We start from the raw sequence: 23,030 nt of genomic DNA, 5'->3' as shown, positions 1-23,030 counted from the left end.
TCCCATGCCGAACACAGAAGTTAAGCTCTTTAGCGCCGATGGTAGTTGGACTGACGTCCTGTGAGAGTAGGACGTTGCCGGGCAATACATATCAAACCCCTCTCCTTCTTTTGAAGGTGAGGGGTTTTGTTATATAATTATGTTATTAATTGAATTGATTAAGGATTGTTACCTATGAATTATATACATCAATATTTAAATAATAGAAATAAAGATAATAGAATATCATTTCATGTACCCGGACATCATAATGGTACAATTGGTAATCTAACGTTGAATTCTAGAAGCGATATCACAGAACTTTCTGATTCTGATGATTTACACGATGCTAATGGCATTATAAAACAATCTATGATGCAGTATAAGTATTTTTTCCCATCTTATACCTCACACTATCTCGTGAATGGTACAACTTCTGGGATTATGTCAGCGATATATGGGACTTTACATCATGTTGAGAAGCCTTCAGTATTAATCATTGGAGCAAAGCATAAGTCTATTGATCATGGTTTAAAGTTGGTTAAAGCATCAGGTGACTATATTAAGACTTCGAGCAGTGATGACGAACTGTTATCATCTATTTCTAATTCTCTAGAACAAAATGAATATCAATTGGTGATTGTAACGAATCCAACTTATGAAGGTTATAGCATGTCGATTGAAAAGGTTATTAAATTAGTTCAATCGAAAAATATTCCAACCATGGTTGATGAAGCACATGGTGCACACATGATATTAGATTCTGATTATTTTGGAAGAAGTGCGACTGAATTTAATGCCGATATCGTTGTTCAATCATTCCATAAAACGTTACCTACTCTTACAGGTTCATCTATGATACATATTCATGATGTCTTTAATGACAAGTTTCCTATTGAGTATTTTTTGTCTGTATTTCAAACGTCTAGTCCTTCATATCTTATGATGGAGTCACTCGATCAATGTTTTAGTTTTATGAAAGAATTTGATATACATTATTTTAAGGAACAGTTTGAAAAACTATTAAATATGTTTCATTCATATGGTTTCAAGACATTTTATGAAGATCCTGTTAAAGTTAGAGTTGAATATAAATCGTATTTAGGAAAACAGATTGAAAAAGCCTTTTATAACAGAGGGATAGATATTGAATATAGTAAAGATCAATATGTGCTATTAATTATTCCTTTATTTCAGCGAGGACACCATTTTCCAATTGATCGATTGAGTGATATCCTTAAGAAAGTTGTCAATGATATAGAATCTTATCAATCGAAATTAAATAGGTCTAGTAATGTTGACGTAGAAAAAAATCAATCATTTGATTTTTCACTGGGTTTTCAACTCACTTCTTTGCGAGAATTGGTGACAATAGATGATTCATTAGGTAGAATAAATTTATTACCAATTATTCCATATCCGCCAGGTCAAATTTTTTTGCAGTCAGGTGATGAAATAACTAATCATGATATAATTGAAATAAAGAGAATGATTCATGATAATAAGCATGTTCAAAACATTATTGATGGAGGATATATATATGTCCGTAAATAATTTCATAACATTTGAAGGTGGAGAAGGTGCTGGTAAGACGACAGTGATTCATCATATTAAACAACGGTTAGAGGAACTAGGATACAACGTAATTACAACTAGAGAGCCTGGTGGTGTAGAATTAGCTGAGAAAATACGTGATGTCATATTAGGTCATAACATTGATATGGATGATCGGACAGAAGCGATATTGTTTGCCGCGAGTCGAAGAGAACATCTAGTAAAGAAAGTAAAACCATTTTTAGATGAAGGGTATATTGTATTATGTGATCGATTTATTGATAGTTCATTAGCGTACCAAGGTTATGCGCGAGGAATTGGAATCGATGAAGTATTAACGCTTAATTCATTTAGTATTGAAGATTGTATGCCACAACTCACTTTATGGTTAGATATAGATTCTCAAATTGGATTAAATCGTATTAAATCGAATGAAAGAGAAATGAATCGTCTTGACCATGAAGCAATTCATTTTCATGAAATGGTGAGAAAAGGGTATGATATAATATATCAACAATTTCCTGAGCGTATTAAAAAAATTGATGCAGCTCAGACTGTCGAAGCAGTTGTAACAGATTGTATGTCTAATATAATTAAAGTGATTAATAAATAATATAATAAAAAGGTGTGTATAGTATGAAGATGGTTATCGCAATTGTTCAAGACCAAGATAGCGGTATTTTATCAGATAAATTAATGGAGCATAATTTTAGAGCGACGAAATTATCTACAACCGGTGGATTTTTACGTGCAGGAAATACTACATTTATGTGTGGTGTTAATGATGATCGTGTTGATTTCTTATTGAACTTAATTAAAGATACATGTGGAAATCGTGAGCAAATGGTCGCTCCTGTTACGCCGATGGGTGGCAATGCTGACAGTTATGTACCATTCCCAGTAGAAGTAGAAGTTGGTGGTGCAACAGTATTTGTTTTACCTGTTGAACACTATAATCAATATTAGGTGACTTTATGAGTTTGCGTACAGATTCATTTCGGTTAGCCAAAAGAAATAATAAACTAAGTCATGCGTTTATTTTTCATGGAACAAGCTATGATGTGATGATGGAAGAGGCAATGGCGGTCTCAAAAGTGATACTTGGTGAAGATCAATTAACTGAGAGCAAAGTTTCCTCTTTGAATCATCCGGACTTATACCGTTTAGTTCCTACTGAAGACAAAATCAATAAAGAAGATATAGATGATTTATTGCATCAAATGAACCGAAAGCCAACTGAAAGTGAAAATAAAGTATATATCATTGGCGCATTCGATAAACTTTCTGTATATAATCAAAATAGGTTATTAAAATTTATTGAAGAACCGCCAAACAACACATATGCAATTCTTGTGACAACAAATTTGACCAATCTTCTACCTACGATACAATCGAGATGTCAACTCATTTATTTTTCAGAAATAGACTATACGTCTATTTCTGATCAGCTAAAAAGAGAAGATGTACCGGATAAAGATATTCAAATTTTATCACGCTCAATTAAAACAGTGCATGAAGGAGAATCTGTTCTGGCTGAAGGTATAGACTTAAAAAGTTTGCATCAAGTTGTCCAGAAAATGACAACTCAATTATTTAACCGAGATTTAGATGTACTATTAACACTAAATGAGATGTATAAGATTTCTACTAAAGGACTCATTGTACATTATACATTAAATGTCATGCATTTGATTGTTTCAGAACAATTAAAATCTGAAATCTCAGTATCTGGAGATGAGATATTCTCGACTTCGTATTTGCAATCACTTCATCATGAGAAATCAACAGAGATTGCGCTATTGATTTCAGATCATATTGATGAAGGACGAAAAAAGCTCGCTTCTAATGTAAGCGGAAAACTAGTGTTAGAACAGATTATATACCAAGTTGTAAAAGGGAGATAAAAATGTCTAATCGTGAGACCGTTGAGATTATTGCTGTCAAAGTAAATAATCGAGGTAAAAGAATTTATTTACAACCGAATAAACAATATCAATTGCAAGATGAGGTCGTATTTAAGAGTCAACGTGGTCTCGAAATCGGTACTGTTGTACAGGTCAACAGAATCGTAAATGTTGAAGATATTACATTACCTATTCCAACTGTAGAGCGTGATGTGACGGAGGAAGATCAAAAAACACGAGATGAAAATTACGAAAAAGAGCATCAAGCATATGAAATATGTAAAGCACTGATTAAAACTCATCAATTACAGATGAAACTTGTGTCATGCGAATATACATTGGATTGCAATAAGGTGATCTTTAACTTCACAGCTGAAGAACGTATAGATTTCAGAGCGTTAGTGAGAGATTTAGCACGTGCATTGAAAATTCGAATTGAATTAAGACAAATTGGTTTACGTGACAAAGCAAGAATGCTTGGTGGTGTTGGCCCATGTGGTAGAACTTTATGCTGTTCAACATTTTTAAGCGATTTTGAACCAGTATCCATTAAAATGGCAAAAGATCAAGACTTATCATTAAATCCTTCTAAGATTTCAGGTGCATGTGGAAGGCTAATGTGCTGCTTGAAATATGAAAATGATTACTATGAAGCTGTTAAAATGAAGATGCCAGATATCGGTGAGCGTGTCGAAACAATTCATGGCGCGGGTAAGGTGATTAATATAGATATTTTGAAGATGAAGTACATGATTAAAGATGATAATGACATGACATATATCATCTCTATAGAAGAAGAGGTTACAGTTTAGAGTGCTATATCTAAAGGAAGTGAGTCGATGAATAAAAATGAGTTATATGAAAAGTTAAATCAACTAGAATCAGCAAAAGATGTGATAACTAGTGAGTTTGGCAATGTCCAAAAATTAATCGATGAACTGATTGAAGAAAATATTATTTTAAAAGCGCAAGTGAAACACTATGAAGAGTTGTTAAGTCAGAATGATGATAGTATAACTGAACCAAAAGAATCAGGACAGACATCGGTTGAGTTATTACAGTCACTGTATGAACAAGGTTTCCATATATGTAATGTATCATTCGGTGAACATCGTCGTGGTGGTGATTGCTTATTTTGTGAGAAGTTTTTTGAACAACTAAGTGGGGATGACTTAAATGGTTAATATCCACGAAAGAATAGATTATTTACAACGTGAGCAATTAAAAATCATTCAAGATGATCGATATTTCAATTACGGTGTGGATGCACTTATTTTGTCTTATTTTGTACAGTTTACAAAGCGTGACAAAGTCATATATGATTTGTGCACTGGTCAGGGAATTGTGCCATTGCTATTGACTACAAAAATAAAGCAACAGCAATTGGATACACATATCACTGGCATTGAAATTCAACAGGAACTTGCTGACCTTGCAACGAGATCAGTGCAATTAAATGAATTAGAACGATGCATTACGATTAAACAACAAGACGTGTTAGACCTTCCAAAACAACTAGAACATTCCTCAGTCGATATGATTACAGTGAATCCTCCTTATTTTACAGCGAATCAATCCTTTCAACACCATAATAAACATCACCGTATAGCACGGCATGAAATTGCAATACGATTAGAGGAATTGTTTAAGGTGATGAAATATATACTGAAAAATAAAGGTGTTGTGTATATGATTCACAGAACTGAACGTTTGGATGATATTATATCAACAGGTAGGCAATACAATATAAATATAAAAGAAATACACCCAATTTATTCATCACGAGCAAGTGATGAAAGTTTATTAAGTGTGATAAAGTTTGTTATGAATGGTAAATCAAATATTAAGATGAGCAAACCATTCTATATATATGATGAATCTGGTGAATATTCGAAAGAAATGATGGATATTTATTATGGCTAACCATTACGTATATATTGTAAGATGTAATGATTCGTCATTGTATACCGGGTATACGACAGATGTGACAGAACGTGTTAAAAAACATAATGTAGGACTTGGTGCAAAATATACACGTAATCGGCGACCAGTAACGATTGTTTATCAAGAGGTATTTGATGATAAGCGACAAGCAATGAGTAGAGAATATGCCATAAAACAATTGACAAGAAAGCAAAAATTAAACCTCATAAGGAGTATCGAATGACTTTATTTTTAGTACCGACACCGATCGGAAACCTACAAGATATGACGTATCGAGCCGTTCAAGTTTTAACTGAGGTAGACTACATACTCGCAGAGGATACTAGAAACTCAATTCACCTTTTGAAGCATTATAATATTAATACACCACTTAAAAGTTATCATGATTTTAACAAAGAAAAGATTGAAGACTCAATTATCTCAGATTTAACAGCAGGATTAAATGTTGGATTAATCAGTGATGCTGGAATGCCATTAATCTCTGATCCTGGTTACGAACTTGTCAGAAGATGTCGAATGGAGAGTATTTCAGTGACGCCATTACCAGGTGCAAATGCTGCACTGACTGCATTGATTGGATCCGGCCTTCCAAGTTTTCAGTTTATGTTTTTAGGATTCATACCAAAGAAAAAGAATGAGAAATTTGAAGTGATAAAATCTGCACTTGAGAGTGATAAAACTTCGATTTTTTATGAATCTCCATATCGAATAAAATCAACAATAGAATTAATTGCCGAACTAGAGGAAGATAGAGATATTTCGATCGGCAGAGAGTTAACTAAAAAATTCGAACAAATAGAACATGGATTAAGTAGTGACCTATTAAAGAAAATGAATGATGGTGAGATTAAAGAAAAAGGGGAATTTGTATTGATCATATCACCCGGGGATACGAATGCATCGACAGAATATGACATGTCAATTGAAGATCATGTTAATCTAATTATAGATCAAGAGGGTATCAAACCGAAAAAAGCAATTAAAGAAGTTGCCAGATTGCGAGATATGAAAGCAAGTGAAGTGTATGATATATATCATCAAGTATAAAAATAGAGGCTATCATTATTATAATAGTAGCCTCTATTTTTATAGGAAAGTGTATTATTTATTTGTAAAAGCATTTTGTAGCTCTTCAATTAATTTATCTGCGCCTTCTTTTGAAAGTGTCAGTTTACCGTCAGCAACTGTAACGTTGTCTGAAGATACTTCACCTGTGATTGCACAAGAGTTCACGGGTGCATATTTTTTAAAGATGATTGTATCTTTATCGGTATAAATTTCTAAAGGATCTTTTACTTCTATATCTAATATGCGACGTAATTCAATCGGAATAACAACTCTTCCTAATTCGTCTACTTTTCTTACAATACCTGTTGACTTCATATATATACCCCCGAAGTTAATATAATAAATATATTAAATAAAAATCCAATCTTTATAATATATCAAAATAATATGACTTTTGCAATTTAAAATATCATGATAATTGCAAATTGGACATATATTGTCTTTTTGTGATAAAAATAGAGAATGTATCTAATATATTATTGACATTTATACATAAAGTCAATTACTTTTATACATTGTAACAAAATTGTAAATCTTGTGAGATATTTTTAAACTAATCAATTTATACTAATTTTCTTAAGAATTTCATAGATAGGAACCGTCTTATCGTGTATATTTAGAGTATTAGAGAGGAGTAGATATTGTGACTAAAAACAACTTTTATATTACAACGCCAATATATTATCCAAGTGGTAAGTTACATATTGGAAACGCATATACGACTGTTGCGTGTGACGCAATTGCGAGATATAAGCGTTTATTAGGTTACGATGTACATTATTTAACAGGTATGGATGAACACGGTCAAAAAATCCAACAAAAAGCTGAAGATCTTAATACTACCCCGAAAGCTTATGTGGATGAAATGGCTAAAGGAATTAAAGCGTTATGGGAAACGCTAGATATTTCATACGATCAATTTATTCGAACGACAGATGAAACACATAAAGAAACCGTACAATATATATTCGAGAAATTATTAGATCAAGGGGATATATATTTAGGTCATTACGAAGGTTGGTATTCAGTATCAGATGAAGAGTTTTTTACAGAAAGTCAATTAGCGGAAGTGTTTTATAATGACGAAGGCGAAATGGTTGGTGGTATTGCTCCAAGTGGTCATGAAGTTGAACTTGTGAAAGAAGAAAGCTATTTCTTAAAGACGAGTAAATATGCTGATCGATTGCTTCAATATTATGAAGATAATCCACACTTCATACAACCAGAATCAAGAAAAAATGAAATGATTAATAATTTTATTAAACCTGGCTTAGAAGATTTAGCGGTATCTAGAACAAGTTTTAAATGGGGTATTCCAGTTAAATCGAATGAGAAACATGTGACATATGTATGGGTTGATGCATTGAGTAACTATATATCAGCACTTGGATATCATAACGGTTTGGAACAACGAATGGATGAATTTTGGCCAGCAGATGTTCATATGGTCGGAAAAGAAATTGTTAGATTCCATGCGATTTATTGGCCAATCATTCTAATGGCATTGGATCTTCCATTACCGAAGCAAATCTATGGTCACGGATGGTTATTAATGAAAGATGGTAAGATGAGTAAGTCTAAAGGAAATGTCGTATATCCGGAAGTGCTTGCGGAGCGTTATGGTGTCGATGCTGTTCGATATTATTTATTACGTGAAGTATCATTCGGTTCTGATGGTGTATTTACTCCAGAATCTTTCGTTGAACGTACGAATTTTGATTTAGCGAATGATCTAGGAAACCTTCTTAATAGAACAATTGCAATGGTTAATAAATATAATGATGGTATTATATACAAAAATGATATCTCAACTGACTATGATGAATCGTTAGAACAAGTTGTTCAACAATCCATTGTCGAATATAAAGAGCATATGGAACAGATGAAGTTCTCTGTTGCATTACAACACGTATGGAAATTAATCTCCAGATCCAATAAGTATATTGATGAGACGATGCCTTGGCAACTTGCAAAAGATGAATCGAAAAAAGATGAACTGAATACAGTTCTTTATCATCTCGCTGAAAACTTAAGAATCGCTGCGGTATTAATTCAACCATTTATGACAGAGGCACCAAAGAAAATATTTGAACAACTTAAAATTGAAGAAGTTCAGTTACAGTCATTAGAACATATTGAACAATATGGATTAATACAAAATAAACATCACGTCATTGATAAAGGAGAACCAATTTTTCCTCGTTTAGATGTAGAGGCTGAAGTGCAATTCATTAAAGACAGTATGGGGCAGACGACTGCACAAGATGAAGAGTCTAAAGAAGATAATCATTCTAAACAAGAGAATGACGAAGCGTTAAATGTGATTACGATCGATGATTTTAATAAGGTAGAACAAAGAGTTGCGACGATTATTCAAGCAGAACCTGTAAAAAAAGCTGATAAATTGCTTAAATTACAAGTTGATCTTGGAACTGAACAAAGACAAGTTGTATCAGGAATCGCACAATATTATACACCAGATGAAATAATAGGGAAAAAGATCATCGTAGTAACAAATTTAAAGCCTGTAAAATTACGTGGTGAAGCATCTAACGGAATGATATTATGTGCGAATGAAGATGGCCGTATTACGATTATTGAAGTTCCACATAATGTTCAAAACGGTGCAGTCATTAGATAGTGGAATGTAAGAAGAAGTTCGTGTTGACGAGCTTCTTTTTTTATTATGATTGACTAGAAGTTTTATGCTAAAGTGCTAACGGTTGTCGAAACGGATAATACACTTCATAATGTAGATAATAGAAGATAGAAATAAAGGAGAGTTATAATATGATCATTGATACACATGTTCATTTGAATGCAGACCAATATAATGAAGACTTACAACAAGTGATTGAACGAGCGCGAAATCATGGTGTAGAAAAAATGATGGTTGTTGGATTTGATGAAAAAACGATTAATAGATGTTTAGAGATTATTGATGAATATGACGATGTATATGGCATTATAGGATGGCACCCAGTCGATGCAATCGATTGTACTGATGACGATTTAAATTGGATTGAGGAACTGATTAAAGATAATGAAAAAATTGTTGCCGTGGGTGAAATGGGGTTAGACTATCATTGGGATAAATCGCCTAAAGATATACAAAAAGAAGTGTTTAGAAAACAAATTGCGTTAGCTAAACGAGTGAATAAGCCAATCGTCATTCATAATCGTGAAGCAACCGAAGATGTAATGACGATTTTAAAGGAAGAAAATGCGCATGAAGTTGGTGGAATTATGCACTCATTTAGTGCATCTCCAGAAATTATGAAAGATGTCATTGAAATGAACTTCTATATTTCACTCGGAGGACCGGTTACATTTAAGAATGCGAAGCAACCGAAAGAGGTCGCAAAAGCTGTTCCTTTAGATCGCCTATTAATAGAAACGGATGCACCTTATTTAACACCACATCCACATCGTGGAAAGCGAAATGAGCCAGCCTATGTAAAGTTAGTAGCAGAGCAAATTGCGGCTTTAAGAGAGATATCTTATGAGGATTTAGCTAAAGCTACAACAGAAAATGCTTTACGATTCTTTAGGTTAAATGAAAATGAATAAAGTCAATATTATTAAGAAAAAGAGTGTTGAAGAAATTATTGTTGTTGAAGGAAAAGATGATACGACTCGAGTACAACAAGTTGTTTCATGTGAAACGATTGAAACAAATGGATCAGCAATCAATGAAGAAACCCTTCAACATATAAAAATGGCTTCAGATACACGAGGCGTCATCGTCTTAACAGATCCGGATGCTCCAGGATTAATGATTCGGAACATCATATCAGATTACGTTCCAGAGGCTAAACATGCTTATATCGATCGTCATGCATCAAAAAGTAAAAAAGGGAAAATTGGTGTAGAACATGCCTCGGCAGAAACGATTATGGAGGCATTACATCATGTGTTTACACCGATGAAGGAAATAAATGATACTTTTACGATGACTGATTTAGTCGCTTTAAATTTAACTGGAAGTGCTTCATCTAAAGCGCGACGTGAACATGTTTGTAAGAAGCTTCATATAGGATATTCTAACAGTAAAAAACTATTAGAGAAGTTAAATCGATATGGATTTACAAAGGATGAAGTGATCGAACAATTAAAAGAAATTGAGGATGAACAGTGATGAGAGATATCGCTACACCAACAAAGACAAAAGAAATATTAATGAAGCATAATCTACAAATGAAGAAAAGTTTAGGTCAGAACTTTTTGGTTGATACAAATATAACAGATAAAATTATCCGTTCAAGTGATATTAATAATAATACTGGTGTTATTGAGATAGGTCCTGGTATTGGAAGTTTAACTCAACAATTAGCAAAATATGCAAAAACAGTGATGGCTTATGAAATTGACCAACGACTGTTACCTGTTTTAGAAGATACGTTACAGGATTATTCAAACGTACACATATTAAATCAAGATATATTGAAAGCAGACGTATCAGCTGATATTAAATTATATTTAAATGATGTTGAAGAAGTGATTGTTGTTGCCAACTTACCGTATTATATTACTACACCCATCATTATGAATTTGTTAGAAGCGGATTTACCGGTTCAACGTTACGTTGTCATGATGCAAAAAGAAGTTGGCGAACGGCTTGTGGCGGACCCTGGTTCAAAAAGCTACGGAAGCTTAAGCATCGCTGTTCAGTATTATACAGATGTATCTCAAGTGATGATTGTTCCTAAAAATGTCTTTATGCCACCACCGAATGTCGATTCAATTGTCGTAAAGTTAGAAAAAAAGTCTGATTTGCCTGATGTAGGACCAATTAAACAATGTTTCAAGCTCGTTCGAGGAGCTTTCAACCAAAGGCGTAAAACAATTTTAAATAATTATCAGTCTGTATTTGTGGATGGTAAATCACATAAAGAGTCAATCAAAGAATGGTTGCTAGAAGCGGATATTGACCCTAAAATTCGCGGCGAAGTTTTAACTTTAGAACAATATTCAAAGTTGAACAAACTGTTAAACAATTATCCTGAATTAGTCATAAAATAGTTATTGACAAACATAATAAAAGGTTGATATGATAATAAATTTATTGACTAAAATTGCTACGTGTAGTATAATAAATACATGTGAGGTGGGGTTAATATGCCAGTATCGTTGAAAGACATCAAAAAAATCATTGATTGTCAAAAAGGTAATCGCATTGTTCTTAGAGCCAATGGAGGTCGTAAGAAATTAATCGAAAGACACGGGGTTTTAAAAGAAACATATCCATCTGTATTTATCGTTGAGCTAGATCAAGATGCTCATAATTTTGAACGTGTATCGTATACATACACTGATATTTTAACATCGAATATAAAAGTTACATTTTTAAATGAACAAGAGGAAGAGTTTGTAGTGTGTTAAACATTTCAATCGAATTAAATCTTAAATCAAAAGAGCTCATTTGAGCTCTTTTTTTATTTGTAAATAATTTTGATATTTCATATAGATTCATATACTATATTATTAGTATGGATTGAGAATGAGGTGGTATCATGATATTTGAAACGGCCAATGCAAAATTAAATTTATCACTGGATACTTTATATAAACGGGATGATGGATTTCATGAAGTTGATATGGTGATGACAACAATAGATTTGTCGGATCATTTAGTATTTCAAAAAACCAATAACCATGGAACGATACATATCGAAGTTGATAATCGTTTTGTTCCAACTGATAAACGTAATTTAGTTTATCAAATTATTGATTATTTTATAAGAGAGTTTAACCTAGATGCAGGTGTCCATGTAGAATTAACTAAGCGAATCCCGATTTCAGCGGGTATGGCTGGTGGGTCGAGTGATGCGGCAGCAACCCTACGAGGAATGAATGTGTTATTTAATTTAGGACTGTCATTAGAAGAACTGGCAAACATTGGCGCGCAGTTTGGTTCGGATATTCCTTTTTGTGTATATAATAGAACAGCGAGATGTACTGGGCGTGGTGAGAAAATACAACACATTGCGAATACACCGAGCTGTTGGGCGGTCATAGCTAAACCGAATGTTGGCGTGTCGACAAAAGAAGTGTATGATCAATTTGACGTAGAGATACACCAAGCGAAGATAAATAATGATAAGCTCGTCCGTGCGTTGGAAAACAAAGATTATCTAGAGATGGTCAAGCATATGGGGAACGATTTAGAACTCGTCACTGAACAATTCGTTAGTGAAGTGAAGCAGTTTAAAGAGACGATGATCAATGCTGGTGTTGATATCGCGATGATGAGTGGATCGGGTCCAACGGTTTTTGGACTTTGTCAAAAGGAACGACAAGCAAATAAAGTATATAATTCAATCAAAGGGTGTTGCACCGATGTATATAAAGTTCGTGTTTTAGGCTAAAACACGAACTTTTATGTTACAATGTTAATGTATTATTCGTATATTGAATTTCGAGGTGTGGCAGATGAAATACAAACGAAGTATGAGAATTATATTAATGACTGAACATTTATTATCTAAGCCTAATGTTAATATTCCACTCACATATTTTGCAGAGCGATTTGGTCAAGCAAAATCTTCAATAAGTGAGGATGTACAAATTTTGAAAGAGACGTTCGAATCGAATGGAATCGGGTTAATTAAAACATCAGCTGGTGCGAGTGGAGGGGTATTGTTTCAACCTGAAGTAAGTGTTGCCGAGGCGAGATTGGTCATCGATTCAATGTGCTCCATGTTAAGTGATAAAGAACGTTTATTACCTGGTGGGTATTTATTTATGTCAGATATTGTAGGGAATCCAAGTCTTATGCACGATGTCGGTCGGTTGTTTGCTACAGTTTATCAACATGAACGTATCGATGCCGTCGTAACGATTGCGACGAAAGGTATTACCATTGCAAATGCAGTGGGATATGCGATGAACTGTCCTGTTGCTGTCATTCGAAAAGATAATAAAGTGACAGAAGGATCAACAGTGTCAATAAATTATGTCTCTGGTTCAACGCGAAAAATTGAGACGATGGTATTAAGTAAAAGAACGTTAAAAGAAGGTTCAAATGTGTTAATTGTGGATGATTTCTTACGAGCGGGTGGATCGATTAATGGAGTTATTCATCTGATGAACGAATTCAAAGCGAATGTTGTTGGAATAGGCGTTCTTGCTGAAGTGAAAGGGATAGAGAATCGTTTAATAGATAACTATGTCAGTCTTGTTGCTATAGAAGATATTGATGAATTTAGACAGCAATTTACCGTAGATCATGGAAACTATTTAACGCATTTACAAGCAAATAAATGAAGAAAGGGTTATCTTTATGAAAAAAATATTACATTCAGAGCGCGCACCTCAAGCCATCGGACCTTATTCACAGGCGATTGAGTTGAATGGGGTTGTGTATACTTCTGGACAAATTCCATTAAATGCAAACGGTGAATTGGTATCAGAAAGTGTCGAAAAACAAACTGAACAAGTCATGGATAATATACGTGTTATTTTGGAAGACAACGGATTGTCTATGGCAGATATCATTAAAGCAACCATTTACACTACTGATTTAAGTGCTTTTCCTGTGATAAACGAAATTTATGGTGAGGAATTACAAGGCAACAAACCAGCAAGATCTTGTATAGAAGTATCTGCACTACCCAAGGGCGCTAAAGTTAAAGTAGACGTTGTTGCATCTCGATCTTAATAATATAGAGCATATTTATCGTGTGTTGATAAATATGCTCTTTTTAGTCTTAGGATTTATTTTAAAAGGTTTGAAACGGTGTTCTGAATAAAATATAATATATTTAGTATGAGTATAATAGTTACTGGAGGTATACATGGAATATAATGTCGTGATTGATACAACAATTTTTTCAGAAGCGATGCAGACGGACCTTTTATTTGAAAAAGGTTATAATACTACACCTATTGAAGTATTAGTGAGTCACTCTTTGTTAAATGAACGTCTTAACCCGGTGATTTTTGCTAAAGCCGAAGATGTTAGTCGACTTGAACAATTAGAGTTAAACATTCCAATCAAAACATCTATAGATGGATTGTTGAATGACGAAACACCGTTTATTTATGTTAATGCGTTTTGTCCATTTGTGTTGGAAAGTGACTATGAGTTTTTAATTTCAAGATTCGATGAAACAAAAGAACCTGTCACTATGAACTTACCGATTGTTATTGAAGATGAGGATGATTTATTATTTGCGTTTGGAGTGTTTGATGGAGCTACATTAGAAGGAACTGGCGATACAGTTGTTGAACGAATTGCACAAGCGCTTAATGATGATGTAGATGTTGAAGCATATGAACTAGATGATGAACAATATCCTTTGTTAACAGACTATGTTCAATTGACCGAGTTTTTCGATTTGTTGAAACTGCAAATTAATGAATATCATATAATGAATGGTGTTCGAATTAAAGATATGCACCATACGTATATAGATGCTACGGTTCAAATTGGTGAAGGCGTTACCATCGAACCAAACGTTTCACTTAAAGGAATAACATCGATTGGGGCACGAAGTCATATTGGAAGTAGTAGTGAAATCATTGATAGTGATATACTAGAAGATGTTGTGATATTGAACTCTTATATTGCAGAAGCCAAAGTTGGCCATCGAACAAAAATAGGACCATATGCTCAATTAAGGCCTAAAGCACAACTTGGTAATGATGTTAAAGTGGGTAACTTTGTAGAGATTAAAAAAGCAGAGTTACATGATGGTAGTAAAGTATCTCATTTGAGTTATATCGGCGATGCTGAAATTGGAGAAAGAACGAATGTCGGTTGTGGAGCGATTACAGTTAATTACGATGGTGAAAATAAATTCAAAACGATTGTCGGTAAGGATGCATTTATTGGCTGTAATTCGAATTTAGTCGCACCGGTAACAATAGGAGATGATTCATTTATTGCGGCGGGCTCTACAATTACAGATGAAGTGCCAAATGAATCATTAGCAATTGCGAGATCTAGACAAACGACTAAACAAGGGTATTATAAGAACAAAAAATAATGGAGGTTCATTCATGGTTACATTCGAAGAAAAATATAAAAACTCAAAGTTAAAAATTTTCACGCTGACAGGTAACGAAAAATTAGCAGGTGAAATCGTAGAACATTTAGGGATTGAACTCGGAAAATCAAGCGTACAACGTTTTAGTGACCAAGAAGTCAAAATCAATATAGAAGAAAGTGTTCGTGGTTGTGACGTATTCGTCGTTCAACCAACGAGTGAGCCAGTGAATGAGAATTTAATGGAACTCCTGATCATGATCGATGCGTTGAAGCGTGCCTCTGCAGAAACCATTAATGTTGTGATGCCGTATTATGGATATGCACGTCAAGATCGTAAAGCGCGTTCAAGAGAACCGATTACTGCAAAACTTGTTGCTAATTTGATTGAGCATAGTGGAGCAAACCGAGTGATTGCACTTGATTTACATGCACCACAAATCCAAGGATTCTTTGATATTCCAATTGACCACTTAATGGGTGTACCGTTACTTAGTGACTATTTCCAAAGCAAGGAAGATTTAAAAAATGAAGAACTTGTTATCGTATCACCAGACCATGGCGGTGTAACGAGAGCGCGTAAAATGGCCGATCGATTAGAAGCGCCTATTGCGATCATCGATAAGCGTCGACCGATGCCAAATGTAAGCGAAGTGATGAATATTGTTGGGGAGATTAAAGGACGTAAAGCAATTATCATTGACGATATTATTGATACTGCAGGGACAATTACAGGTGCTGCGGATGCACTCCTTGAAAAAGGTGCTACAGAGGTATATGCATGTTGTACACATCCAGTGCTGTCTGGTCCAGCCATTGAACGAATTGAGAACTCACAAATTAAAGAGCTTGTGGTAACGAACTCAATTCAATTGCCTGATGCGAAAGATACAGCGAAGATCACTCAATTATCTGTCGGTGAATTACTCGCAGAGACAATTGTTAGAGTATATGAACATAAGTCAGTTAGCACACTATTTGACTAATAGTGAAAATTTTATTATAATATTGAATGGTTTGTTTTATGATTAATACGATGATACTATGTAATAATAATCATAAGTGAATATCAAATATGACGTAATGAATGCAACATAATATGAAAGGTGGAACTTAGCATGACAACATTACAAGCACAAGCGCGTAAGTCTAACCAAACTGGCGCAGAGAAAAAAGCAATTAGAGAAGCAGGACAAATTCCTGGTATTATTTATGGATATAATACTGAGAACACACCAATTCAAGTAGATGAAGTTGAATTCATCAAGACAATCCGTGAAGTTGGACGTAACGGTGTAATCGATTTAAACATCGATTCAAATTCAACGAAAGTCATGGTTGCCGAGTATCAATTTGATTCAATGAAAAATGCGATTACACATATCGACTTTATCGCGATCAACATGACTGAAGAACGTACAGTAGGCGTAACAATTGAATTAGTTGGAGAAGCAGTGGGTGCCAAAGAAGGTGGCGTTGTCGATCAACCATTATTCGAATTAGAAGTTACAGCTACACCAGCGAATATCCCTGAATCAATTGAAGTGGATGTAACTGAATTACAAATCGGTGATAGCATCCACGTATCAGATATTAAAGTTAATGGTGACTTCACAATCGAAGAAGATGCTGAAACGACAGTTGTATCAGTAGTACCTCCAACTGAAGAGCCTGCAGAAGATGAAGCGGCTGAAGAAGGTACTGAACAAGAAGTAGAAGTAATTGGTGAAGAGAAAGAAGAGGAAGGCTCTTCTGAAGAATAATTTGTAAAGATGACAAGCGGTGGATGACTTCCATCGCTTTTTTCGTATGAATAAAAGTATTAGGGGGAACGCAAGATGAAATGTATTATTGGGTTAGGTAACCCGGGTAATAAATATGAAGGTACGAGACATAATATTGGGTTTGATATTATCGATTATATTGCGAAAGAAACGAATGTCACACTAGATTCAAATAAATTTAAAGCTCAATTCGGTAAAGGTACATATCAAGGTGAACAATTTTTGCTTGTTAAACCACAAACGTTTATGAATTTATCAGGAGAAGCGATTCGTCCGATAATCGATTATTATAAAATTGATTTATCAGATTGTATCGTCTTATACGATGATCTAGATATCGATGTTGGAACGATTCGGTTACGTCAGACAGGAAGTGCTGGTGGACATAATGGGATTAAGTCAACGATTCAACACCTTGGAACGAAAGAATTTCAAAGAATAAGAATTGGTGTTGGAAGACCACAAAATAATATCCCGATCGTAAAGTATGTGTTACAACGATTTAGTGAAGACGAACAACCGACGATGAACAAAGTAATTCAACATTCATCCGATGCGTGTTTATCGTTTATAGAAGGTATGAAATTTAGTGATGTGATGAGTCGATACAATGGAGTTGTTGACTAGATGATCAGGGCGATAGAAAATGACTCGCGCTTTTTGGAAATGTGCGAGAGTATCCAATCAGGTCAAACATTAATTACAGGATTAACGCATTCAGCCAAAGCAATGATGATTGCTCGGGCTTATTTATCGTTAAAAGAAAGTATTTACATCATTACACCTAATTTATATTACGCGGAAAAGTTATCTCAAGACTTATTACAATATTGCGAACCGCAAGTTATATATGTTTATGGGATACAAAATTATGCACTTGAATTATATAGTACAAGTAGCCCAGAGCTACTGGCAGAAAGAATTAGGTTCCAAGATGCACTAAGTAATCAACAAAAAGGTATATATATTATCCCTGTTGAAGGATTGATGAAGCGCGTTACACCGAAAAAGTTATGGCAATCACACTATTTAGAAATCGACTATCAAACGACGATTGATCGTGATGAATTACTGAAAAAACTAATAAATATAGGGTATGAACGGCGTAATAGAGTCACCTCAATTGGAGAATATGCAGTTAGAGGAGATATTATTGATGTCTTTCCGATATACGGTGATCCTATAAGGATCGAATTATTTGGAGATGAGATTGATTATATTAAATTAATAGATATTGATTCGCAACGATCTAAAGATCGTTTGGAGTCATACGTCATACCTAAAGCAACGGAATTTGTTATGACCGATGATTTAAGAGAAAAGTTAAGACAACAAATGAACGATAAAGTTGATGAACTCATTAAAGCAGCGAATACGAAAGAAGATCAAGATGGATGGGAATCATTTAAGAAGTTAATCGATTATCAATTCAATCAATATTTAAATCATCGATTTATTGGAAAATATATAGGATTAATCGATGAATATAATAGGAATATTTTATCATACATTGAATCATCACAACCAATTATTCTCGTCGATGAATTTCGACGCGTGGAAGAAAGTGAAAGTGTTACGGCTACCGAATTGAATACTTTCACTCAAGATTTACTCATGCAGTATAAATCATTACCAAATGCACTAGGTGTTTTAGATACGGATTTGAAGGCAATAGTAGAACGATATAATGCGTCATTCTTATCGCTTTTTACGACAAACATGGATACTCGTATTGAACATACATTAAAATTTAGCTGTAAACCAATTGAAGGAATTAATGGTCAATATGATATTCTTTCATCTATGATGCATAAATATATGCAAGATGAGTACATTGTACAATGTATCGTATCGACGGATATCCGGATGAAGAAAGTCCAACAGATGCTCATGGACTTTGATTTACCGGTATATATGGAAACTATACCTCGTGAGGCAACACGCGGCATTGTTATTTCTAAAGGACATCCTTCTGAAGGATTCGACCTACCGTATATGAAGTATGCGCTATTTACTGATGTCGAACTATTTGGTGATACAAAACAAAAACGAAAAAACAAGACGACTAGTAAATTAACCAATGCTGAAAAAATAAAGTCTTACCAAGAGTTGAAAAAAGGCGATTATGTCGTCCACATTCACCACGGTGTTGGTCAGTATCTAGGTATTGAAACGATGTATATTAATAAAATGCATCAAGACTATATGAAAATTCAGTATAAAGGAACTGATCAACTATTTGTTCCAATTGATCAAATGGATTTAGTCCAAAAATATGTCGCGAATGATAATGTAACACCTAAAATTTATAAGTTAGGTGGCACGGATTGGCAAAAAACGAAAGCTCGAGTTCGAGCATCTATTGATGATATTGCAGAACAATTGATGAAATTATATGAAGAAAGAAGTCGAGCAAAAGGGCATAAATTTCAAAAAGATACGAGTGAACAACAAACGTTTGAGTTGGACTTTCCATATGAACCAACGATTGATCAAGTCCGTAGTTTGAATGAAATAAAACACGATATGGAAGATGACAAACCGATGGACCGATTGCTTTGTGGGGATGTTGGATATGGTAAGACAGAAGTTGCAGTTCGAGCTGCATTTAAAGCGGTTATGGAAGGTAAGCAAGTTGCTTTCTTAGTACCAACAACAATTCTTGCTCAACAACATTATGAGACAATCATTGAACGAATGAGTGAATATCCGATTGAAGTTAGGTTGATGAGTCGTTTTAGAACGACTAAACAAATTAATGAAACTAAAAAAGGATTAAAAGAAGGAATTATCGATATTGTTGTAGGAACACACAAATTACTCGGAAAGACAATTGAATATAAAGATTTAGGGTTGTTAATTGTCGATGAAGAGCAACGCTTTGGCGTAAGGCATAAAGAACGAATTAAGCAGTTAAAGATGAATGTAGATGTACTTACATTAACGGCAACTCCGATTCCAAGAACATTGCATATGAGTCTTTTGGGTGTTCGAGATTTATCGGTCATTGAAACGCCACCAGAAAATCGATTTCCTGTTCAAACGTATGTGATTGAACACAACAAGAAATTTATTAAAGAAGCAATACAACGCGAACTAAGTCGTGATGGACAAGTGTTCTATTTATATAACAAAGTTAAAACGATTTATCAGAAACAAGAAGAACTGTCGTTATTAGTTCCAGAAGCGTCGATTGCGATTGCGCACGGTCAAATGGGTGAACGTGAATTAGAGGAAGTGATGATTGCTTTCGTTAATGGTGAGTATGATATTTTGCTCACAACGACAATCATCGAGACCGGTGTTGATGTGCCGAATGCAAATACGTTAATTGTTGAAGATGCAGATCGGTTCGGACTTAGCCAGTTGTATCAGTTAAGAGGGAGAGTAGGAAGGTCGCATCGTATGAGCTACGCCTATTTAACACATGCACCGAGAAAGGTCTTAACTGAGGTTGCTGAGAAAAGATTGCAGGCAATTAAAGAGTTTACGGATTTAGGGAGTGGATTTAAAATTGCGATGCGTGATTTAAATATTCGAGGTGCAGGAGATTTATTAGGTAAAGAGCAACATGGATTTATCGATTCAGTTGGATATGATTTATATTCAGAAATGTTACAAGAAGCTGTCCATGAAAAACAAATAGAACATAACTTAATTGAAGAAGTGGTTGAAGAACAAGGGCCGTCTAATAAATCATTTGAAGTCGAAATGAACCTTCTATTGGATGCTTATATACCAACAGATTATATTATAGACGAGCATGATAAGATCGATGTATATAAACGATTGCAACAAATACATCATCATGAGGTTGATGATTTAATCGATGAGCTTATTGACCGATTTGGTGAGTATCCAAAGTCTGTTGAGTATTTAATTGATATTGTTGAAATCAAATCGATGGCGAAAGAAGCGTTCGTTAGAACAATTAAACAACAAGATAAGAAAGTTTATATTATCATATCCGAACATGGTTCGAATGTCATTCATGGTGAATACTTATTCAACGGACTAAATGAATATGGTCGAAAGATTCAAGTTGAATATAAAGATGGAGAAATCACATTGACGTACCATGTTGGACAAGGTGAATGGATAAAAGAACTGAAACAAATTATTAAGCATATAGGACAGTCATATGACCCGAATGAATAAAACATTTACAGAGCAAATGGTTTTTATGACGGTTACATTATTGATTGTAAAAGTATTAAGTGCACTATACCGAGTCCCTTACCAAAACATATTAGGGGATGAAGGCTTGTATGTATATAATCAAATATATCCATTCATTGGTTTATGTACTATCTGTGCCTTATATGGTATTCCAAGTGCTTATGCTGAATATTTAAAGAGAGGCTTTATATTTCGTAGATTACATGTCTCACTGTTTCTGTGCTTTATAGTTGTGCTGAGTATTTTAATTCACATGTATCGTCATATACTGGCCTCGTGGATGGGTGATGATCAGCTTTCTTCATTAATAGAAATTGTGGCAATCATTATCCCTATTACAATAGTTCTCGGGATGATACGAGGTATTTTTCATTATCATCAATATTCAGAGGTTGTAAGTATTAGTCAATTGGTAGAACAAATTGTTCGTGTAATCGTTATTGCGATTGCAATCTATCTCTATTTTAGCATTGGATTATCCTTATACAGTGCTGCAAAAGTGGCGCTGTTCGGTAGCGTCCTCGGGATGATTTTGACAACGTTCGTACTATTTATGAAGTATCGCCATATTAAGGGAGAACATTACAATATCATTCATATGAATACGAAGTCATCACGGTATATTGAATTTTTTATTTTAATGATTGCGTTTATTTTAACGCACATACTGATGTTAACCATTCAATCTATTGATGCATTTACAGTGCTTAATTTTATCGGTAGTCATTGGACAATTGACAATACCATGGCAGCGAAAGGTGTATTTGATCGTAGTTATTCCTTCATTCAAATCGGCTTAATCGTTGCGACTACATTCGGCTTTATATTGATCCCATATTTGGATGCAACGAACATTAGCTATTCGTTAAAACTGCTAAAGAAATCTATTAAATGGGTAATGCTCTTTTCGACATTGGTCACGGTAGGTTTGATCAATATTATGCCGATGATGAACCAAGCCTTCTTCAAAACAAATCAAATGAATAGCGAGCTATCGTTAAATATGATTACAATTATTGTTGTATCGATTGCTATTGTATTGATGAGTTACTTATTGACAATCAATGCTTATAAAGTCGTTATGAGTGGTTTTGCAACGATGGCCGTCGTAAAAGTGTTTTTGAACATGCTATTGTTACCAATCGTCGATTTCTATGCAATTTCATTGGCTAATGTTATGGCAATGATTATCTTTAATATCATATTATTTATTGTACTTTATAAACATATTGCAGCAGTTATACATGATGAAAACATGTTAGATGATTCACTCAGCGCCACTGAAACCGCGAGATTATTAACGAATAAGAATGAAGCAACGATACCAAATAAGATGAAAAAACAAGATGTGCTTTGGGGTGTGAATTTATTTTTAGTGTGCTTCATAATGACTTTATTACTCCAAGCTATGCTCTATATTTTTTCACCGATTGTAACGACGAGGTTAGATGCTTTAATCTTAATGAGTAGTATGGTGTTGATTGGTGCAGCGATTGTATTAGTTTGTATTAAGCTTTTTGAATTGTTGACGGTTGAAGAAGCAACTGAATTACCAATCATTAAAAAAATAATTAAATAAAAATAAAGTGTTATCTTAAGGTTCAATAGACTATATTTCATCATTTTAAG

General features: G+C 34.2%; 23 protein-coding genes, 1 rRNA gene and 1 pseudogene. 24 read left to right on the top strand and 1 reads right to left on the bottom strand.

Annotation, left to right across the window (positions count from 1 at the left end; genetic code table 11):
* The 10 genes from rrf to rsmI all read left to right on the top strand — a co-directional run.
* Nucleotides 1–83: ribosomal RNA gene (gene rrf, locus EDD62_RS09460) — 5S ribosomal RNA — on the top strand; the annotation flags it as partial.
* 91 nt (nucleotides 84–174) lie between these two features.
* Entirely contained in the window at nucleotides 175–1,533 is a 1,359-nt protein-coding gene (locus EDD62_RS08825) for an aminotransferase class I/II-fold pyridoxal phosphate-dependent enzyme (protein ID WP_123808769.1), read from the top strand.
* Nucleotides 1,520–2,146, top strand: coding sequence for a dTMP kinase (gene tmk / locus EDD62_RS08820; RefSeq protein WP_077141030.1), 627 nt, complete (start codon nucleotides 1,520–1,522; stop codon nucleotides 2,144–2,146). Before EDD62_RS08825 ends, tmk begins: the two co-directional genes overlap by 14 nt.
* Nucleotides 2,147–2,169: 23 nt before the next feature.
* Nucleotides 2,170–2,499, top strand: coding sequence for a cyclic-di-AMP receptor (locus EDD62_RS08815; protein WP_077141029.1), 330 nt, complete (start codon nucleotides 2,170–2,172; stop codon nucleotides 2,497–2,499).
* Nucleotides 2,500–2,507: 8 nt separating this feature from the next.
* Nucleotides 2,508–3,437, top strand: coding sequence for a DNA polymerase III subunit delta' (locus EDD62_RS08810; protein WP_123808767.1), 930 nt, complete (start codon nucleotides 2,508–2,510; stop codon nucleotides 3,435–3,437).
* Nucleotides 3,438–3,439: 2 nt separating this feature from the next.
* Nucleotides 3,440–4,249: a PSP1 domain-containing protein gene (locus EDD62_RS08805; protein ID WP_123808765.1), complete on the top strand. Its 810-nt coding sequence runs from the start codon at nucleotides 3,440–3,442 to the stop codon at nucleotides 4,247–4,249.
* 27 nt (nucleotides 4,250–4,276) lie between these two features.
* Complete coding sequence (locus EDD62_RS08800; RefSeq protein ID WP_077141026.1) at nucleotides 4,277–4,621, top strand: initiation-control protein YabA; 345 nt, start codon at nucleotides 4,277–4,279, stop codon at nucleotides 4,619–4,621.
* Complete coding sequence (locus EDD62_RS08795) at nucleotides 4,614–5,360, top strand: tRNA1(Val) (adenine(37)-N6)-methyltransferase (RefSeq protein WP_123808763.1); 747 nt, start codon at nucleotides 4,614–4,616, stop codon at nucleotides 5,358–5,360. Before EDD62_RS08800 ends, EDD62_RS08795 begins: the two co-directional genes overlap by 8 nt.
* Nucleotides 5,353–5,604, top strand: a complete 252-nt coding sequence (locus EDD62_RS08790; protein WP_123808761.1) for a GIY-YIG nuclease family protein — start codon at nucleotides 5,353–5,355, stop codon at nucleotides 5,602–5,604. Before EDD62_RS08795 ends, EDD62_RS08790 begins: the two co-directional genes overlap by 8 nt.
* Nucleotides 5,601–6,428 carry a 16S rRNA (cytidine(1402)-2'-O)-methyltransferase gene (gene rsmI / locus EDD62_RS08785; protein WP_123808759.1) on the top strand — a complete coding sequence of 276 codons (828 nt, stop codon included), beginning with the start codon at nucleotides 5,601–5,603 and terminating at the stop codon, nucleotides 6,426–6,428. The genes EDD62_RS08790 and rsmI overlap by 4 nt, the downstream gene beginning before the upstream one ends.
* Nucleotides 6,429–6,482: 54 nt before the next feature.
* On the opposite strand, the gene EDD62_RS08780 is transcribed toward rsmI, so the two are convergent.
* Entirely contained in the window at nucleotides 6,483–6,764 is a 282-nt protein-coding gene (locus tag EDD62_RS08780; protein ID WP_077141022.1) for an AbrB/MazE/SpoVT family DNA-binding domain-containing protein, read from the bottom strand.
* A 328-nt stretch (nucleotides 6,765–7,092) separates the two neighbouring features.
* Between EDD62_RS08780 and metG the strand changes: the two genes are divergently transcribed.
* From metG to EDD62_RS08710, 14 genes and pseudogenes are all read left to right on the top strand, one after another.
* Entirely contained in the window at nucleotides 7,093–9,090 is a 1,998-nt protein-coding gene (gene metG, locus EDD62_RS08775) for a methionine--tRNA ligase (RefSeq protein WP_123808757.1), read from the top strand.
* A 149-nt stretch (nucleotides 9,091–9,239) separates the two neighbouring features.
* A complete protein-coding gene (locus EDD62_RS08770; protein WP_123808755.1) occupies nucleotides 9,240–10,019 on the top strand; it encodes a TatD family hydrolase in 780 nt (259 codons plus the stop codon).
* The gene (rnmV, locus tag EDD62_RS08765) at nucleotides 10,012–10,587 is read left to right on the top strand and encodes a ribonuclease M5 (protein WP_123808771.1); all 576 of its coding nucleotides are present in this window, start codon (nucleotides 10,012–10,014) and stop codon (nucleotides 10,585–10,587) included. The genes EDD62_RS08770 and rnmV overlap by 8 nt, the downstream gene beginning before the upstream one ends.
* The gene (rsmA, locus tag EDD62_RS08760; protein ID WP_123808753.1) at nucleotides 10,587–11,471 is read left to right on the top strand and encodes a 16S rRNA (adenine(1518)-N(6)/adenine(1519)-N(6))-dimethyltransferase RsmA; all 885 of its coding nucleotides are present in this window, start codon (nucleotides 10,587–10,589) and stop codon (nucleotides 11,469–11,471) included. Before rnmV ends, rsmA begins: the two co-directional genes overlap by 1 nt.
* Before the next feature lie 96 nt (nucleotides 11,472–11,567).
* Nucleotides 11,568–11,831, top strand: coding sequence for a Veg family protein (locus EDD62_RS08755; RefSeq protein WP_077141017.1), 264 nt, complete (start codon nucleotides 11,568–11,570; stop codon nucleotides 11,829–11,831).
* Nucleotides 11,832–11,962: 131 nt separating this feature from the next.
* Nucleotides 11,963–12,817, top strand: a complete 855-nt coding sequence (gene ispE / locus EDD62_RS08750; protein WP_123808751.1) for a 4-(cytidine 5'-diphospho)-2-C-methyl-D-erythritol kinase — start codon at nucleotides 11,963–11,965, stop codon at nucleotides 12,815–12,817.
* Nucleotides 12,818–12,881: 64 nt separating this feature from the next.
* Nucleotides 12,882–13,715, top strand: a complete 834-nt coding sequence (purR, locus tag EDD62_RS08745) for a pur operon repressor (protein ID WP_077141015.1) — start codon at nucleotides 12,882–12,884, stop codon at nucleotides 13,713–13,715.
* Nucleotides 13,716–13,731: 16 nt separating this feature from the next.
* Nucleotides 13,732–14,109, top strand: a complete 378-nt coding sequence (locus EDD62_RS08740; protein WP_123808749.1) for a Rid family detoxifying hydrolase — start codon at nucleotides 13,732–13,734, stop codon at nucleotides 14,107–14,109.
* Nucleotides 14,110–14,695: 586 nt separating this feature from the next.
* Nucleotides 14,696–15,439: pseudogene (locus EDD62_RS09445) on the top strand (DapH/DapD/GlmU-related protein); the annotation flags it as partial.
* Nucleotides 15,440–15,452: 13 nt separating this feature from the next.
* Complete coding sequence (locus EDD62_RS08730) at nucleotides 15,453–16,424, top strand: ribose-phosphate diphosphokinase (protein WP_123808745.1); 972 nt, start codon at nucleotides 15,453–15,455, stop codon at nucleotides 16,422–16,424.
* A 132-nt stretch (nucleotides 16,425–16,556) separates the two neighbouring features.
* Complete coding sequence (locus EDD62_RS08725; protein ID WP_123808743.1) at nucleotides 16,557–17,201, top strand: 50S ribosomal protein L25/general stress protein Ctc; 645 nt, start codon at nucleotides 16,557–16,559, stop codon at nucleotides 17,199–17,201.
* A 75-nt stretch (nucleotides 17,202–17,276) separates the two neighbouring features.
* Nucleotides 17,277–17,849: an aminoacyl-tRNA hydrolase gene (gene pth, locus EDD62_RS08720; protein ID WP_077141010.1), complete on the top strand. Its 573-nt coding sequence runs from the start codon at nucleotides 17,277–17,279 to the stop codon at nucleotides 17,847–17,849.
* A complete protein-coding gene (gene mfd / locus EDD62_RS08715; RefSeq protein ID WP_123808741.1) occupies nucleotides 17,850–21,380 on the top strand; it encodes a transcription-repair coupling factor in 3,531 nt (1,176 codons plus the stop codon).
* The gene (locus EDD62_RS08710) at nucleotides 21,364–22,980 is read left to right on the top strand and encodes an oligosaccharide flippase family protein (protein ID WP_123808739.1); all 1,617 of its coding nucleotides are present in this window, start codon (nucleotides 21,364–21,366) and stop codon (nucleotides 22,978–22,980) included. Before mfd ends, EDD62_RS08710 begins: the two co-directional genes overlap by 17 nt.
* The last annotated feature ends 50 nt before the right edge of the window (nucleotides 22,981–23,030 follow it).

Source organism: Abyssicoccus albus, assembly GCF_003815035.1.
In the GTDB taxonomy this organism is placed as follows: Bacteria; Bacillota; Bacilli; order Staphylococcales; family Abyssicoccaceae; genus Abyssicoccus; species Abyssicoccus albus.
This window is presented reverse-complemented; position numbering and strand designations above follow the sequence as displayed.